We start from the raw sequence: 16,400 nt of genomic DNA, 5'->3' as shown, positions 1-16,400 counted from the left end.
AAGCGTAGCGCCATCAGACATATCGGCGCTGACCGTCGGATGGCGGCGTTGCCTTATCCGACCTACGGGTATCTACCTTGTAGGTCTGATAAGCGCAGCGCCATCAGACATATCGGCGCTGACCGTCGGATGGCGGCGTTGCCTTATCCGACCTACGGGTATCTACCTTGTAGGTCTGATAAGCGTAGCGCCATCAGACACATTTCTAACGCGGGTACTGCGCTAACAGTGCGTCCAGACGCCCTGCCAGCAGCTCACCGCGCCAGCCGGAAATCATCTCCGGGGCGGTAGTGCGTGGCTTCAACTGCCAGTGCCAGTTCAGCAGTTGGTTAATCTGGCGACGCGATGCCAGCATCTCCGCACTCACGCCGTTTTCCTGCCCGACTTCCTGTACCAGCGCTTTAATCTCTTTAAACGCTTTCCGGTAGCCCGACATATCCATCAGGTTGAGCAACGGCTCCGGCAGCGACGATTCCGGCAGCGCCTGCGCTTTCTCTACGAGGCTCAGTAGCGTTTTACCGTGGAAGCGAATTTCGCTCCCCGACAACCCCAGACTATCGAGTTCACCAAGGCTGCCCGGCATATAACGCGCCACGCTCCACAGATGCTCTTCGCGGACCACGAAATTAACCGCCAGATCGCGCTCACGCGCCTTACGTAAGCGCCAGTCAGCTAACAATTGCAGGCACGCCAGCTGACGAGTACGCAGCTGCCAGGCGTTGGTGATATCGCGCCAGGCGTCGCTCGGGTCAGTAATTTCCTGGCGACGTTGCTGCATCAACTGACATTCGTTCAGCGCCCACGCCAGACGCCCCGCCTGCTCGGTCTCCACCATCAGCTTATGGGCAATCGGCAGCAGATACCAAACGTCGGCGGCCGCATATTCACACTGACGCGTGGTCAACGGACGTGCCAGCCAGTCGGTACGGGATTCACTTTTATCCAGCTCAACGCCGGAATACTCGGCAACCATCGCCGCAAATCCCCATGACATCGGGCGACCACAGAAAGCGGCCAGCACCTGAGTGTCAATCAGCGGATGCGGCATCGCGCCAAAGGTATTCATGAAAACTTCTAAGTCTTCGCTACCCGCGTGCAGGTATTTAGTGATGTCCCGGTCCTGCAAAATCGACTGCAGCGGCGACCAGTCGGTAATACCCAGAGGATCAATCAGCGCCGTACGCTCACCGTCAAAAAGCTGAATCAGCCCCAGCTGTGGGTAGTAGGTGCGGGTACGGACAAACTCGGTATCCAGCGCCACAGCGGTTGTCTGACGAACCGCGTCGCACAGGGTGCTGAGCTGGTCGTTGGTGGTGATCATCTGATAGTTCAAATCGTACTCTCTTATTTTTTGCCAAAAAAAACGCCAGCAGAGCTGGCGTTAGGCATCATGACTCGTGGCTTATCCCTTATTGTCCACTTTGGCACGGGCTTCGTCACGTAATTCTCGTCGTAAAATTTTCCCGACGTTCGACTTCGGCAGTTCATCGCGGAATTCAACCAGTTTCGGTACTTTGTAGCCGGTGAGCTGGCGGCGACAGAAGGTGATCAACGCCTCTTCGGTCAGGCTGGCCTCTTTTTTCACCACGAAAATCTTCACCGCTTCGCCGCTGTTGCCGGATGGAACGCCAACCGCCGCCACTTCCAGCACGCCGGAGTGCTGCATGACCACGTCTTCAATTTCATTCGGGTAAACGTTGAAGCCGGAGACCAGAATCATGTCTTTCTTACGGTCAACGATGCGCAGGAAGCCTTCGTCATCCATCACCGCGATATCGCCGGTATGCAGCCAGCCATTTTTGATGATTTCATCGGTCGCATCCGGACGCTGCCAGTAGCCTTCCATCACCTGCGGTCCTTTCACGCACAGTTCACCCGGTTCGCCGGTGGCAACTTCATTATCGTCATCATCGACCAGCTTCACGTCGGTAGAAGGCACCGGCAGACCGATGCTACCGCTGTGATAATCGATATCGTGCGGGTTCACGCTCACCAGCGGCGCACATTCGGTCAGGCCGTAGCCTTCCAGCAGATATTGTCCGGTCAGCTTCACCCAGCGATCGGCAACCGAGTGGTTAACCGGCATCCCACCGCCTGCAGACAAGTGCAGAGTAGAAAAATCAAGCTGCTGGAAATCTTTGTTATTCAGCAACGCATTGAACAGCGTATTCACTCCGGTCATGGCGGTGAATGGGTACTTCGCCAGCTCTTTAACCAGCCCCGGAATATCACGCGGGTTGGTTATCAGGATATTTTTACCGCCTAACTCAATAAACAGTAGGCAGTTCATCGTCAACGCAAAGATGTGGTACAGCGGCAGCGCGGTGATGACGACTTCTTTCCCTTCATGCAGCAGCGGCCCGTAGGTGGCTTTGACCTGCTCGAGGTTGGCCAGCATGTTACGGTGGGACAGCATCGCCCCTTTCGCTACGCCAGTGGTGCCGCCGGTATATTGCAGGAAGGCAATATCGTCCGCTTTCACCACCGGTTTTACGTACTGTAAACGGTAGCCGGAGTGCAGCGCACGACGGAAAGAGATAGCGTCCGGCAGATGGTATTTAGGCACCAGACGTTTAATGTACTTCACCACAAAGTTAACCAGCGTTCCCTTCGCGGTAGAAAGCTGATCGCCCATACGGGTCAAAATCACGTGCTTCACCGAAGTCTTGTCCACCACCTTTTCCAGGGTGTGGGCAAAGTTCGAGACGATAACAATCGCCTGGGCACCGCTATCGTTAAGCTGGTGCTCCAGCTCGCGCGGGGTGTACAGCGGGTTGACGTTAACCACGATCATCCCGGCACGCAAGATACCGAACAGCGCGACCGGATACTGTAACAAGTTAGGCATCATCAGCGCGACGCGGTCGCCCTGCTTGAGCCCCAGCCCCTGCTGGAGATACGCGGCGAAGGCGCGACTGCGCTCTTCAAGTTTACGGAAGGTCATCACTTCGCCCATGTTGACGAAGCCAGGCTGATCCGCGAAGCGGGTTGTTGCCTGTTCAAACAGTTCCACCAGGGATTGATAGCGGTCAGGGTTGATCTCTGCCGGGACATCAGCAGGATAACGGTTGAGCCAAACCTTATTCAAAGCATCACCTCTAAAATACGTATTTGTCGTCATCACAACCCCAATTGGCAAACTTTCGTTAACATAATATTAACTCAGCGTACCAGTTTAAGAATCACTCGAAATTAAGGTTGCGAAGCACGTCACTCTTTATTTTTTTTATATCCATTACAACGAAGAAACAGCGGGCTAGCCGCTGTTTCTTTTTTGTCACTCAGACTTCAGATCTTATTCAGTTACGACGTTCCGGACTTCTGCTGGCCCCGTGTTATACCAGCCCCAACCACCGTAGCCGTAGTTCCAGGGGCGAGGACCAAAGGCCCACGGGTCGATGGGCTGTGGCGGCATCACCACCTGCTGGGTAACGCGCCAGCGTTTATAGCCCGTCGCCTGCATGTGCAGGAAGGTATATTTGGTGGTGCCCACCTTCCCTTCCAGCGTCCCGACGATAGGGCCGACAACCGTCACCAGTTGACCACGGAAGTCCACCGGGTCAAGGAAACCGTTAATATCGGCATAGATACGCCCGCGAGAGGCTTCACCCAGCGTTGGCCGCGCGCCGCTGTCGAGAGGGACCGTGGCGATCTCCAGCCGGGTGCGACCCTGCTGGTTTTCAATACCGACCACCGTGCCGCCAAAGCGCGATTCCTGACCCACATACAGTTGCGGCGCGGACATCACGCGTACCAGGTCCTGCTGCGGCGTGGGGCTACTGCCCTGAATGGCATCAGGCACGGTGACACAACCGCTTAACGCAACCGCGATAAGCCCTGCGATAACACCCCGAATGACCCTTTTTTTAACTGCCATGATGCTGCTCCTATTCTCAATATCTCTCTATTGAGATTCATTCACGGCCAGGAAGTTTCTTCCACGCAACTTCATTACGCAAATAAACTGGTTCCGCTTTGTCGACGGCGACCGTTTTGCCCTGTTCCAGCAGTTGGCAGGCAATAGGGAGCATATCTTCAGCTTCCGGCAGCAGCACATCGCCATCGCTCAGCGTCACATTCGCGCCCTGGGTCATATCAGGCCATGCGGCCCAGCCTGTCCCCACGGTAGCCCACTCGCCTTCCAGCTCGCTCAGACGCTGCTGTACCGCTTCTGGTTTGAGCACCGCTTCGGTGGCTTCACCGTGCCAGACACCCTGCGCATCACGCTGATATTCAGCCCAATACACTTCCCCCATACGCGCATCGATGGCGGCGAGCACGCGGGACGCGCCCTGCTTACGCCATGCGCCCTGCGCCATAGTTGCCAGAGTCGAAACGCCGATCATCGGCAGTTCAGCGCCCAGCGCCAGCCCTTGTGCGATACCAATACCGATACGCACGCCGGTGAAGCTGCCCGGACCGCGACCAAACGCCAGCGCGTCGAGATCGGTCAGGCTTACGCCGCCTTGGGTGAGAATATCCTGCACGATAGGCAGAATACGTTGGGTGTGTTCCCGAGGACAAAGCTCGAAGTGGGCACAGGTATTACCATCATTCCACAGGGCAGCCGAACAGGCTTCCGTGGCGGTATCGATAGCCAGAATTCGCATGGATTAGTCGCGCTCTCGCAGTTATATACGCCTTATCTTTCAGATAACCCGGTCGATTTGGCGTAGGGGTCAACAAAATGGCGCGCATCTTATCACACTTTAGCGCGCATTACCGCGTCGATGACAGCGCCAGGAAGCGCACCGCCCGGCGAATATCGCGGGTACGCGGCGCAGGTGGCAGGCTGGCGAGGAACGTGGCACCGTACGGGCGCATCACCAGGCGGTTATCACAGATAACCAGCACCCCGCGATCGGTCACGTCACGAATCAAACGTCCCACGCCCTGTTTGAGGGTAATGACCGCATCGGGAAGCTGTACGTCGTCGAAAGGATCGCCGCCGCGCAGACGACAGTCTTCCATACGCGCCTTGAGTAACGGATCGTCCGGAGAGGTGAACGGCAGCTTGTCGATGATAACCAGCGACAGCGCGTCACCGCGCACGTCCACCCCTTCCCAGAAGCTGCTGGTCGCCACCAGCAGGGCGTTACCGGCGCTGACAAACTGTTGCAGCAGTTGACCTTTACTGGTTTCCCCTTGCAACAACACCGGTAACGTCATGGTGGCGCGGAACTGTTCGGCCAGATCGCGCATCATGGCGTGCGAGGTGCACAGCATAAAGCAGCGGCCGTTGTTAGCTTCAATCAGCGGGCGCAGCATGGCGGCCAGATGCCGCGCGGCGCCCGGCTGATTCGGCAGCGGCAAATTACGCGGCACGCACAGCAGCGCCTGGGTGGCGTAGTCAAATGGGCTGGGCAGCAGCATCGATTCCGCCGATTCAATCCCCAATCGCTCGGTAAAGTGGTGCAGATCGTCGTTCACCGATAGCGTCGCGGAGGTGAAAATCCAGCTCCCCGGTTTGGCTGCCATCACTTCTTTAAATTTATCCGCCACCGTCAGCGGCGTGAGCGCCAGCGTGAAGTGGCGCGAGTTGCATTCGTACCAGTAGCTAAAACCTGGGGTATTAATCTCTTTTAAACGCTTCAGCCGCGCGCGATACAGGGTGGCCCGTTCAAACGCCACATCGAGCAGCGCCGAGCGGCCGAGCGACAGTTTTGCCACGTCGTAGCAAAGCTCCAGCGCGTCATCCAGCAGCAGCAGCGCGCGCTGGACATTGTTATCGGCAAGCAGTTCGCGCAGGTTTCCGCGATAGCCGGGATCGCCGACCTGCAGACGGAAATCCTGGGTCGCCTGCGCCAGGCGGTCTGCGCACTTTTGCAGCTGCTGGGTATCTTTGAGTTCGGTGCGGTAGGCAATGGTGACGTCTTTTGCCAGATCCAACAGCTGGCGGCTGGAAAGCGACTGGCCGAAATACTGGCTGGCAATATCCGGCAACTGGTGGGCTTCATCGAAGATCATCACTTCAGCCTCTGGGATAAGCTCGCCGAAGCCGCTCTCTTTGACCACCATATCGGCGAGGAACAGGTGATGGTTCACCACCACCACGTCGGCATCCATCGCCTTTTTACGCGCCTTAACCACAAAACACTCCTGATACTGCGGGCAGTCGCTGCCAAGACAGTTATCGTTAGTGCTAGTCACCAGCGGCCACGCCTGCGAATCTTCCGCCACGCTCACGCAGGTGCTGATATCGCCATCGATGGTTTGATTAGACCAGCTGCGCAGCAAAATCACGTCACTGAGTGTCTGCACCGGCAGATCGCCGCCCGCCAGCGCCTGTTGTTCAAGGCGTTCCAGACACAGATAGTTGGAGCGGCCTTTCAGCAGCGCCAATTTGCCGCTATAGCTAAGCGCTTTTGACACCGTCGGCAGGTCGCGGCTGTAGAGCTGATCCTGTAGCGCTTTCGAGCCTGTCGAGATAATGACCTTTTTGTTAGCACGCAACGCGGGCGCCAGGTAGGCATAGGTTTTACCGGTACCCGTACCGGCTTCCACCACCAGCGGTTGACCATCGTCAATCGCCTTCATGACGGCGTGTGCCATCTGGCGCTGCGGTTCACGCGGTTTAAAGCCGGTTATCGCCTGCGCAAGCTGGCCGTCTGCTGCAAAATCGTCCGTCACGTTACCCCCTGGAAAAATTCCCAGTGATTATGTCAGGCCAACCCCGCTTATGCCAGTCGAAGTCGTGACGCAGCGTCGACAATGTGGCAGTCTTAGCGCGTTTGGATACCTCATATTTTAAGCCGCATCCGCGAGGCGGCGTTTATTGAGCGCCCTTGATGCCGCTTAAAAGATAAGTGTACCCGTGATGTTAAAAGGAAATTGAAATGACAATTGTACGTATTGATGCTGAAGCGCGTTGGTCTGACGTCGTTATCCATAATCAGACGCTGTATTACACCGGCGTTCCCGAAAATCTGGACGCCGACGCTTTTGAGCAAACGGCAAATACGCTGGCGCAGATTGATGCAGTACTGGAAAAACAGGGTAGCGATAAGTCACGTATTCTCGATGCCACCATTTTCCTGCCTGACGGCGATGATTTTGCCGCGATGAATAAAGCGTGGGATGCCTGGGTGGTTGCAGGTCATGCTCCGGTGCGCTGTACGGTGCAGGCAAAGCTGATGAACCCGCGGTATAAAGTCGAAATTAAGATTATCGCCGCGGTATAAGCGACAATCCTGTAGATCTGATAAGCGCAGCGCCATCAGACGTCTCGGCGCAGAACGTCGGATGGCGGCGTTGCCTTATCAGACCTACAATTTTAGATCTACGAACCCGGGCACCACATCAATTGCTCTTTCAGTTGCAGCGTTTCCTGCGGCAGGCACTTGAGCACATCGCGATAGCTGACCGCCTGTTTGGCATAGCCGCGGACCGACTGCAACAACACGCGCAGCGCGCTGTCCCAGACAATCCCCTGTAAATCGCTGTACGGCCAGAGATCCGGTTCACGCACAAACGGCACCAGGTAATCAATCCCCTGCTTCACCCCTCGCCCATCGCGGATGGTATTCCAGCGGTCAAACTCAACGTGCTCCGCGTAGCGGTTGAGCAACAGATGCGCTTCGAGATTAAACAGCGAATAGTGGAAGGGAATGGTGCGCTCCAGTTCCATCGTCTGCTTACCGTCCTGGTCAATTTGCGCCGCCATGCGCTGGGTGATCCCCTGCTCGATAATCCGCGCCGCCAGCCCTTTATCGCCGTAGAACAGCGCATTAACCGTACGCTGGGCGTCGTACCAGGTGCCGTGGTTATTGTGCCAGACGTATTCCGAATGGCCGATTTCGCTGTAGTACATCCAATGGTTAAAATCGCGGAACCACTGATGCAGGCCGATGATATCGTCGGTATCCAGCACGCTGGCGGTGTTAATCAGGCCGATAGTGTCGACCACCATCCACAGCAGTCGCGTATCGATAAGCCCGGTGCCGCGCCCGGAGACAATTCCAGGGATCGCCTGACCGTAATTCAGATGCGGATTCATTCGCGTATCCGCATCAAGGAACCAGCAGCGAATTTGCTGCGCGGCGGCCTGCGCGTACTGCCGTTGGCCGGTAAAATACCATGCCAGGCCCAGCGTCAGGCAACGCTCGCACATGCGAATAATGCGCGAGGTGTCGGTATCGTTGTTTTCACACTGCGGGTTAATGTGCCCATCGCGGCGAATATACGGCAGCCCGTTGGGCCGCCGCGGATTTGGCCACCAGTAGGTACCCAGACTGTAATAGTCGTGAGCATCGCCGCTCGCCGGTCGCAGCTTTTTATGCACCACGCTTTCCGGCGGTTCGCGTCGTAAGAAATCGGCCTCCGAGACCAGCTTGCTCAGCGCGAGCTGCAGCGGCGAAAACGGCTGCTTTAAGCCCGCGCGGGCATTTTCCAGACAATTTTCATCAAGGGTGTACAGCTTCATCGCCACCTTACTGCTCCTCCACACACGCAATACGCAGACCGCTCTGCGCATCAAACAGATGCACGCCAGAGAGTTTCGGTTGCAGCCAGATATTGTCGCCCTCTTTGACCGGCAAGCGCTGCTTAAACACGGAAGTAAATGCCCCGCCGCCGGTATCGCAGAACAGCTGCATATCCGAGCCGGTATTCTCCACCGCCGTCACTTTCGCCGCCAGCGCATCGTCGCGCGCTTCATGTACCACGTTCACCTGTTCAGGACGAATGGCGTACACCACCTGCTGGCCGTTTTTGACCTGCATGCCTGCCGGCAGCGCCAGCAGCGAACCGTCTTTCAGGCGCAAACTGGTCACGCTGCCGTTCAGCACCACTTCCCCCGGCAACTGGTTAATCTCCGGCGAACCGATGAACCCTGCCACAAACAGGTTTGCCGGCTGGTCGTACAGTTCCAGCGGCGTGCCCGCCTGCTCGATGCGCCCGTCGCGCAGCACCACGATCATCTGTCCCATGGTCATCGCTTCAATCTGATCGTGAGTCACGTATACCGAAGTGGTTTTTAACCGGCGGTGCAGTTCGCGGATTTCACCGCGCACCTGGGTACGCAGCTTGGCATCGAGGTTCGACAGGGGTTCATCAAACAAGAACACCTGCGGTTTACGCACGATGGCACGCCCCATCGCCACACGCTGACGCTGACCGCCGGAGAGATCTTTCGGCAGACGTTCCAGCAGCGGCTCAAGCCCCAGCAGCGCCGCTGCTTCGTTGACCTTCTGGTTAATATCGCTCTTCGGCAAACGCGCCATCTTGAGCGCAAAGCCCATATTTTCCCGCACCGTCATCTGTGGGTACAGCGCATAGCTCTGGAACACCATCGCGATATCACGCAGCTTCGGCTCCACTTCGGTGACGTTGCGCTCGTTAATGTGCACTTCGCCAGCGGAAATTTCCTCCAGCCCGGCAATCATGCGCAGCAGCGTCGATTTGCCACAGCCGCTCGGGCCTACAAGGACGCAGAACTCACCGTCCGGGATAGTCAGCGACACATCTTTAATGACGTGCGCATCACCATAAGACTTCCGCACGCTATTCAGTACAACAGATCCCATCGGTAACTCCTTATCCTTTGACCGCGCCGGACATAATCCCGCGATTGAAATGTTTTTGCAGACCCAGATAGACAATGATGCTTGGCAGCATCGCCAGTAATGTAATGGCGATAAAAATGTTCGGCGTAATGCTCTCATCGGTACGCAGCGTGCCGAGGATCACCGGAATCGTATTCAGGCTATCCTGGTTGACCACAATCAACGGCAGCAGGTACTGGTCCCAAATCATAATGAAGCCGAACGTCACCACCGTACCGAGCGCCGGTTTCACCAGCGGCAGGATGACATGGAAGAAAATCTGCCATTCGTTAGCGCCATCGATACGAGCCGCCTCTTCCAGCTCTTTTGGGATAGCCGACATAAATTCGGTCAGCACGAAGATGGAGAACGCCCAGCCCACTACCGGCAGAATCATCCCGAGGTAGCTGTTATAAAGTGAGGCGTCGATAAACGGCAGCCGCCAGTTGATAATCATGTACAGCGGAATGGCGATAACTTCTTCCGGCAGCATCATGGTGGAGAGGATCACCAGGCTCACCAGCGCTACGCCGCGGAACTTTTTACGTGCCAGCGCATAGGCCGCCAGCGCGCTCACCGACACCTGTAATACGGTGCCAAAGAACACCACCAGAATCGAGTTCAGCAGATACTGCCAGACGCCGATATCCATCCAGGCAAAGATGAAGTTCTCAAACGAGAACTGATTTGGCCAGGCCAGCAGTTCACCCGGTTTCACCGGCGCGCCGCTAAAGGCGGTGGCGACGATGCCCCAGAACGGTCCCACAAAGACAATCAATAACAGCGCGTAGATGCACCAGCGTCCTGCGGTATCCCAACGTTTACTTAACATCACGGCTCCTTAGTAACGTGCGATACGTTTTTTCAGCGTCAGATGACAGATGGTTAAGATCACCGTGAAGGTGAACAGCAGGAACGACACCGCCGATGCGTAGCCATAATCAAACTGCTCAAAACCAAGTTTATAGATGTGGGTCATGACCATTTCCGTGGAATTAGACGGCCCGCCGCCGGTAGTGGCATACACCTCGGCAAACACGCGGAACCCACGAATAAAGGAGAGCATCAGCACCACCGACAGCGCCGGGATCATTCCTGGCAGCGTGACGTAGCGCAGGCGGTTCCACCAGTTCGCGCCGTCCACGTTAGAGGCGTCGTACAGGTCGCGGCTGATCCCCGCCAGACCGGCGATGAATATCACCATGTTGTACGGCACCGCCTTCCAGATATGCAGCAGCATGATGACCCATAGCGCCTGATCCGAGCTGGCAAGAAAGCCCTGATCGGCCACGCCAAACCAGCTCAGAATATGGTTCATCACCCCGTTCGGCGTTGGGTTGAACAGAATGCGCCACATTTCTGCGACGATTGCCGCACTGGTCACCGCCGGTAAAAAGATGGCGGTACGGATAAAGCGCAGATGACGCGCCGGGCCTTCCAGCAGCATGGCGAGGAAAAACGCCAGGATGGCAGCGGCAAACATGGTGACCAGCACGTACAGCAGGGTGTTAACCACCGCCGCATGCAGCTCAACATCGGCAAATGCGCGAGTGAAGTTGGCAAACCCGACCCACTCATTGGGCTGATTAAAGTTGACCTTGTAGAAACTCATCACCAGACCCTGAATCATCGGGATGAACTTAAACCAGCTAAAAATAATCAGCGCCGGGGCGAGAAACAGCCACGGAATGAGCGCTCGTTTACGTTTTGACGTCAGCCATCCGGTAGCGTCAGGCGAAGCGGCTTGCTTTAGCGGCGAGGACTTCGTCTCATGCAGCGTCATAACTCAGTTCCTCACTTAGCCAGCACATTTTGTTTTTCCAGCTCGGCGTTCACCTTGCCATCGATAACCTTCAGCTCGGCGCGAATATCGCTGTTGCAGTCGGCAAAAATACGGTTAAAGCCATCGGCGGCCACCTGGCGTACCGGTGTCCAGTTTGGGATCTGCGGAACATAGCGGCCCTGCTCGTTATACAGGCGGGCGAAGGTTTCCCAGCGCGCATCCTGATAGACGGCTTTAACATCGACATTCTTGTTCACCGGCAGACGAACTACAGGAATATGCTGGCTGCCTTTGCCCATGCCGATTTCCTGGCCTTCCTGCGAAATCATGAATTCGATGAATTTCCGCGCGTCTTCTTTCTGCTTACTGCTCTTCATCATGAAGACCGTGGTCCCTTCGGCGAGCGTCGCTTCGCCTTTTGGCCCAACAACCGGCACCACTTCGAAGTTGTCTTTGCCTGGGTCTTTATCAAACAAGGCGATATGGTATGGGCCGCTAAAGAACATGCCGCTCTGGCCAGAACGGAAAGATGGGATAACATCAGCGGTGGTGGCATTAATGGCCCCTGGTTGAGTCACTTTTTCGCACATCATGGTGCGCATAAAGGTCATCGCCTGAGCCACTTCCGGCGTATCAAGGGAAGCGCTGAACTTGCCGTTGTTGTCTTTGACAAAATCGCCGCCCGCCTGCCAGATAAAGCTACTCATAAACCAGCTGGCGTAGCCACGGGTGGTAGAGGCTGGAACGATAAAACCGTAGGTATCATTTTTGCCGTTACCATCCGGATCCTGGGTGGTGAACGCTTTTGCCAGCGTCTGAATATCGTCCCAGCTTTTCGGCAGCGGCAGTCCGAGCTTTTCACGCCAGTCTTTACGCACGAAAAGTGCGAAGGTCTGCGCCGAGGTTGGCACGCCGTAATATTTTCCGTCGATATAGCGGGTACTGTTCCATGCGGTCGGATAAAGATTATCGCCACCGCTTATCGTTTTAGGATCAATCTCTTGTGCAATACCGAGTTGGATGAATTGCCCCAGCGATGCAGCATCGTTAAAGATCAGGTCCGGTAACGCGTTACCAGCTGTGGCACGCGCAAGGCGCTGCTCAAAATCGGTAGTCGCGTTGAAGTACTCAATTTTGATCCCGGTTTTTTCTTCGAACTTCTCCGCCTCTTGCTTGTAGATATTTTTGGAGTCGTTACTTGCGCGGATCCAGACGTTAAGGGTCGTGGCAGCGTAGCTTTGCCCGATCCCCAGTCCCAGCGCGGAGAGAAGTAATATTGAACGTAATTTATTCGCAGACATGATTGCATATCCTTTATTGTAGGGCACAAAGGTAATTAAATTCTCAATAAATGCATATTCAATGAAAGAAATAAGCATTTTGGTATTAATGCATGATGCGTAAAAATCTATTTCACAACATTAAATAGAATTATATTTTTCAATACAACCACACAAAAAAGAAATCCCATTTCAAAAACAAAAAGGTTGAATCAGATCACATCAAGAAGTGACAATAAAAGTGACGAAAAAATAAAACAGATAAATATCAATGCATTATGATTTTCAATTTTTTGTTGATAAACTAAACAAAAATAGAAAAATGCCTAATTATGTGATTCGCACTGCATTAAAAGCGTTATTTTTTAACCATCCCGTTAAATATGATGAGCATCACAAAAAAAATCACTTTGTCTTTTACACTGCACGCCATCGTATTTAAAAATGCTTTATTTTTAATTAAATCGCCTGCCTTTCACGTATCTTAAATACGCGACAGGTATAATTCTGTTGTTATCTTTTCTCATATTTGCAGAAGGGTTATCACTATGAACTCAATACCTCGCCGAGGATTATTAGGCCTTGCGCTGCTGTGTTCTGGCCTCAGTACTTCACTGTATGCCGCCGAGCCGTACACGCTTGATAGCAAAGACCTGGCCTTTAGCCGACAGCAGATTGCAGCCAAAGAGCCGCTGTTCGTCCAGGCGCAAAATGCGCTGCTGAAGAAAGCAGACCTCGCATTAAAGCACCCGCTATTCTCGGTGATGGATAAAACGCTGGTCGCCGCCAGCGGTAACAAGCATGACTATTACAGCTTCCCGCCGTACTGGTGGCCAAACCCGGACACCAAAGACGGGCTGCCGTACATCCGCAAAGATGGGCAAACCAACCCTGATGCCAATAGCGACGCCACCGATAAAAATCGGCTGGTCAAGATGAGTAACGACGTGTCTACGCTGGCACTGGCCTGGTACTTCTCCCAGGATAGTCGTTACGCGCAGAAGGCCGTCGAACAGCTAAAAAGCTGGTTCCTCAACCCTGAAACCCGTATGACGCCTAATTTGCAGCACGCCCAGGCGATTCCAGGCATTAATACCGGTCGCGGTATTGGCATTATCGACAGCCGCGCGCTGGTCGATGTGGTGGATGCTATCGCCCTACTGCAATCCTCCGGGTCGCTCAGCGACAAGGAAGTTTCGGATCTCAAACAGTGGTTCGGCGAGTTTTATCACTGGATGACCACCAGCCAGAACGGCTTTGAAGAGGAGAACTGGCACAACAACCACGGCACCTATTTCGATATGCAGGCGGCGACCTTTGCGCTGTTTAGCGGTAAAACCGACGAGGCCAAAAAGCGCCTGTATGTCACCCAGCTAAGACGCATCGCCGGGCAATTTGATATTGAAGGTCGGCAGATGGCGGAGCTTGAGCGCACCCGTCCGTGGCATTACAGCAACTTCAATCTTGAAGCCTACAACCGTCTGGGGCGTTTGGGTGAGAAAGCCGGGGTCGATATCTGGAACTTCACGCTCGACAACCATAGTCTGCGCAAGGGCTATCACTACATTGCTGGATTTATTAACAGCGACACGCCGTGGCCGTGGAAAGATCTCGACAAAATGGATGATAAAAAAGCGCTGCGCAATATTGTCACCGCGGCTCACGCATGGCCAAAGGATCCATTGTTCCGCGAAAAGGCCCAATGGCTGCACGCGAAATATCCCGACGATATCACCACGCTCATCGCCCCACTTTCCGTATCAGCAGAGGTCAAGGATAACCACTGATGAAACAATTTTCTGGGCTATGGCCCGAGATTGCCAGACGTGCAGCCGGCAATAACGGCCTGATTGAACAGCTCGTGAAGAATGCACAACCGATGCTGGATGCCGAGGTGCGCATCCCGCAGACCGGGATTGCCAGCTGGAATCTCTACTACTTCTGCCCTCACCATGGCGTGCGGCTCACGTGGGCGGCCGACTCTCCCCATCAGCACGCCTGTCCGGTAGACGGCGAAATTTTTCGCGGTGAGCCGTGGGATGGTGCCTGGTGGCGAGAGATGAACGGACGCAACGCCAACGCTTGTCAACAGCTGGGATTGCTGTGGCAATTGACCGGCGTTGCCGCCTATCGCGATAAAGTGCGCACGCTGCTGATGGGCTACGCCGATGTCTATCCCGGTTATGAAGTCCATGGAGATATTCCGCATAACGGGCCGGGCAAGATGAATGCCCAAACCCTGTGCGAGGCCAACTGCATTCTGGATATGGCGCTGGGCTATGACTTTATTCGTGAGGCCTTAACCCCGGCGGAGCAGCAACATATCAGTGAGAATCTGTTGCGCTGCGCCGCGAATTTTTTGCGCGAGCATCGCAGCCCGCAGATCCACAATCACGAGGTTAAAATCAGCGCCGCACTCGGTGTACTCGGGTTTGTGCTGGAAGATGAGGCGCTGCTGGAGTTTGCCGTGAATCAACCGTACGGCCTACGCTGGCAGTTAGAGAATGGTCTGCTGGCTGAAGGGTTGTGGTTCGAAGGATCGGTGCACTATCACTACTACGCGCTGCAGGGTTTCTTTGCCTTTGAGAAGCTGGCGCGCGGCACCCGCTGGAGCTTGATTGATGGCCCGTGGTATCAGCCGATGCTGAGTTTCCCGCTCTCTTTGCTGCTGCCGGACGGCACCTTCCCGCGTCTTAACGACTGCCTTGCAGGACAAGAAAAACTGCACCACCGGGATCTGTACGAGTTTGCCTGGTTCATCTGGCGCGACCCGCTTTATGCCGCCGTGCTGCAGTTCACCGAAAGCGAGCCTGACGAGCGCGAAACCCTGCTGTGGCGCGACCAGCCGCTGCCGGAAACCCCAGTGGCGTTAATTCCTCAGCGGTCGCTGTTTGCGCCGGGCGCGGGCATCACCCTGTGGCGCAAAGCGCAGCAACAGCAGGCGCTGTTGATCAAACACAGTCCGTGGGGCGGCGAACACGATCACTATGACAGACTGGGTCTGATGCTGTGGCAGCACGACGGCTGGCTGCTCCCGGATTTGGGCACCACCGGCTACGGTGCCCAAATGCACTACGACTATTACAAAAACAGCGCCACCCATAACACGCTGACGGTTAATCAGAGCAACCAACCTCCCGCCAATCCAGATGTGCTGGGCTGGCATATGGGTGACGACTATTTATGGCTGGATACGGAAGTGGATTGGGGTAAACCGCCCCCACAGTTAAACAGCCATACGCGGGTCGAATGGGATACTCAGTCATGGCAAGAGATCCGTTTTCGCCGCCGGTTATTGTGGCTGGATGATGTGATTATCGATCTGTCGACGGTTGCCAACCCGCATCGTCAGCAGCTCGACTGGACGCTACATCTGGCGGCGCGGGCGCTGGATCAAACCGGGACGTCGCAGCCCTTCGCGCTGAGTGGGCCACTACGTCATATGGAAGACTCGACCATGACGCCGCTGCACGGTTGTCAACCGCGCCACTTTAGCCGAGGCGAAGAGACGGTAGCGCTGTGGCTCGCGGGTGACGGCGAATTGTGGCAAGGGTTGGCACCGGATAACCCGGCGATAGGCAATCTGAGCTATCTGGTGCTACGTAACCATCTGCCGCAGGCGCGCTTTGTTTGCCTGTGGGATCTGGCCAAGTCAGCACCGCTCACCGAGGTTAACGTCCACCATACGCCGATTGGAACTCAGCTCTCGTTCTGGCGCGGCGAAAACGTCAGCCATGTGACGCTATATGATGACCCGGAGCTGCTACCGGATGTAATTAGCTAAGACAACGCCTT

Annotated in this window: 13 protein-coding genes; 3 read left to right on the top strand and 10 right to left on the bottom strand. The window is 55.3% G+C overall.

Going from position 1 to position 16,400, the window contains the following annotated elements:
- Window positions 1-205: 205 nt before the first annotated feature.
- The 5 genes from rnd to ABOC97_RS19735 form a co-directional block, all read right to left on the bottom strand.
- Window positions 206-1,321, bottom strand: a complete 1,116-nt coding sequence (gene rnd / locus ABOC97_RS19755) for a ribonuclease D (RefSeq protein ID WP_349601075.1) — start codon at window positions 1,319-1,321, stop codon at window positions 206-208.
- A gap of 81 nt (window positions 1,322-1,402) precedes the next feature.
- Window positions 1,403-3,088 (bottom strand): long-chain-fatty-acid--CoA ligase FadD, encoded by a 1,686-nt coding sequence (gene fadD / locus ABOC97_RS19750; RefSeq protein ID WP_234507151.1) that lies wholly within the window; start codon window positions 3,086-3,088, stop codon window positions 1,403-1,405.
- A gap of 207 nt (window positions 3,089-3,295) precedes the next feature.
- Complete coding sequence (locus ABOC97_RS19745; RefSeq protein WP_349601067.1) at window positions 3,296-3,877, bottom strand: Slp family lipoprotein; 582 nt, start codon at window positions 3,875-3,877, stop codon at window positions 3,296-3,298.
- A gap of 37 nt (window positions 3,878-3,914) precedes the next feature.
- A complete protein-coding gene (gene tsaB / locus ABOC97_RS19740; protein WP_349601065.1) occupies window positions 3,915-4,610 on the bottom strand; it encodes a tRNA (adenosine(37)-N6)-threonylcarbamoyltransferase complex dimerization subunit type 1 TsaB in 696 nt (231 codons plus the stop codon).
- Window positions 4,611-4,719: 109 nt separating this feature from the next.
- Window positions 4,720-6,630, bottom strand: coding sequence for an ATP-dependent DNA helicase (locus tag ABOC97_RS19735; RefSeq protein ID WP_349601063.1), 1,911 nt, complete (start codon window positions 6,628-6,630; stop codon window positions 4,720-4,722).
- A gap of 206 nt (window positions 6,631-6,836) precedes the next feature.
- Here ABOC97_RS19735 and ABOC97_RS19730 point away from each other — a divergent pair, with 206 nt between their 5' ends.
- Window positions 6,837-7,181 carry a RidA family protein gene (locus tag ABOC97_RS19730; protein ID WP_349601061.1) on the top strand — a complete coding sequence of 115 codons (345 nt, stop codon included), beginning with the start codon at window positions 6,837-6,839 and terminating at the stop codon, window positions 7,179-7,181.
- Window positions 7,182-7,279: 98 nt separating this feature from the next.
- Here the strand turns inward: ABOC97_RS19730 and ABOC97_RS19725 are convergent, their stop codons facing one another.
- From ABOC97_RS19725 to ABOC97_RS19705, 5 genes are read right to left on the bottom strand one after another with little or no spacing between them, the layout of a single operon-like run.
- The gene (locus tag ABOC97_RS19725; RefSeq protein WP_459253832.1) at window positions 7,280-8,422 is read right to left on the bottom strand and encodes an alginate lyase family protein; all 1,143 of its coding nucleotides are present in this window, start codon (window positions 8,420-8,422) and stop codon (window positions 7,280-7,282) included.
- A 7-nt stretch (window positions 8,423-8,429) separates the two neighbouring features.
- Window positions 8,430-9,524 (bottom strand): ABC transporter ATP-binding protein, encoded by a 1,095-nt coding sequence (locus ABOC97_RS19720; RefSeq protein WP_349601057.1) that lies wholly within the window; start codon window positions 9,522-9,524, stop codon window positions 8,430-8,432.
- A gap of 10 nt (window positions 9,525-9,534) precedes the next feature.
- On the bottom strand, window positions 9,535-10,374 hold the full coding sequence (locus ABOC97_RS19715; RefSeq protein WP_004121979.1) for a carbohydrate ABC transporter permease: 840 nt from the start codon (window positions 10,372-10,374) through the stop codon (window positions 9,535-9,537).
- A gap of 9 nt (window positions 10,375-10,383) precedes the next feature.
- Window positions 10,384-11,325, bottom strand: coding sequence for a carbohydrate ABC transporter permease (locus ABOC97_RS19710; protein WP_349601054.1), 942 nt, complete (start codon window positions 11,323-11,325; stop codon window positions 10,384-10,386).
- Window positions 11,326-11,336: 11 nt separating this feature from the next.
- Entirely contained in the window at window positions 11,337-12,626 is a 1,290-nt protein-coding gene (locus tag ABOC97_RS19705; RefSeq protein WP_349601052.1) for an ABC transporter substrate-binding protein, read from the bottom strand.
- A gap of 527 nt (window positions 12,627-13,153) precedes the next feature.
- Between ABOC97_RS19705 and ABOC97_RS19700 the strand changes: the two genes are divergently transcribed.
- On the top strand, window positions 13,154-14,392 hold the full coding sequence (locus ABOC97_RS19700) for an alginate lyase family protein (RefSeq protein ID WP_349601050.1): 1,239 nt from the start codon (window positions 13,154-13,156) through the stop codon (window positions 14,390-14,392).
- The gene (locus ABOC97_RS19695; protein ID WP_349601048.1) at window positions 14,392-16,389 is read left to right on the top strand and encodes a heparinase II/III domain-containing protein; all 1,998 of its coding nucleotides are present in this window, start codon (window positions 14,392-14,394) and stop codon (window positions 16,387-16,389) included. Before ABOC97_RS19700 ends, ABOC97_RS19695 begins: the two co-directional genes overlap by 1 nt.
- Window positions 16,390-16,400: the final 11 nt, after the last annotated feature.

Origin of the sequence: Kluyvera huaxiensis (assembly GCF_040149365.1) — a bacterium.
GTDB lineage: Bacteria > Pseudomonadota > Gammaproteobacteria > Enterobacterales > Enterobacteriaceae > Kluyvera > Kluyvera intermedia_A.
This window is presented reverse-complemented; position numbering and strand designations above follow the sequence as displayed.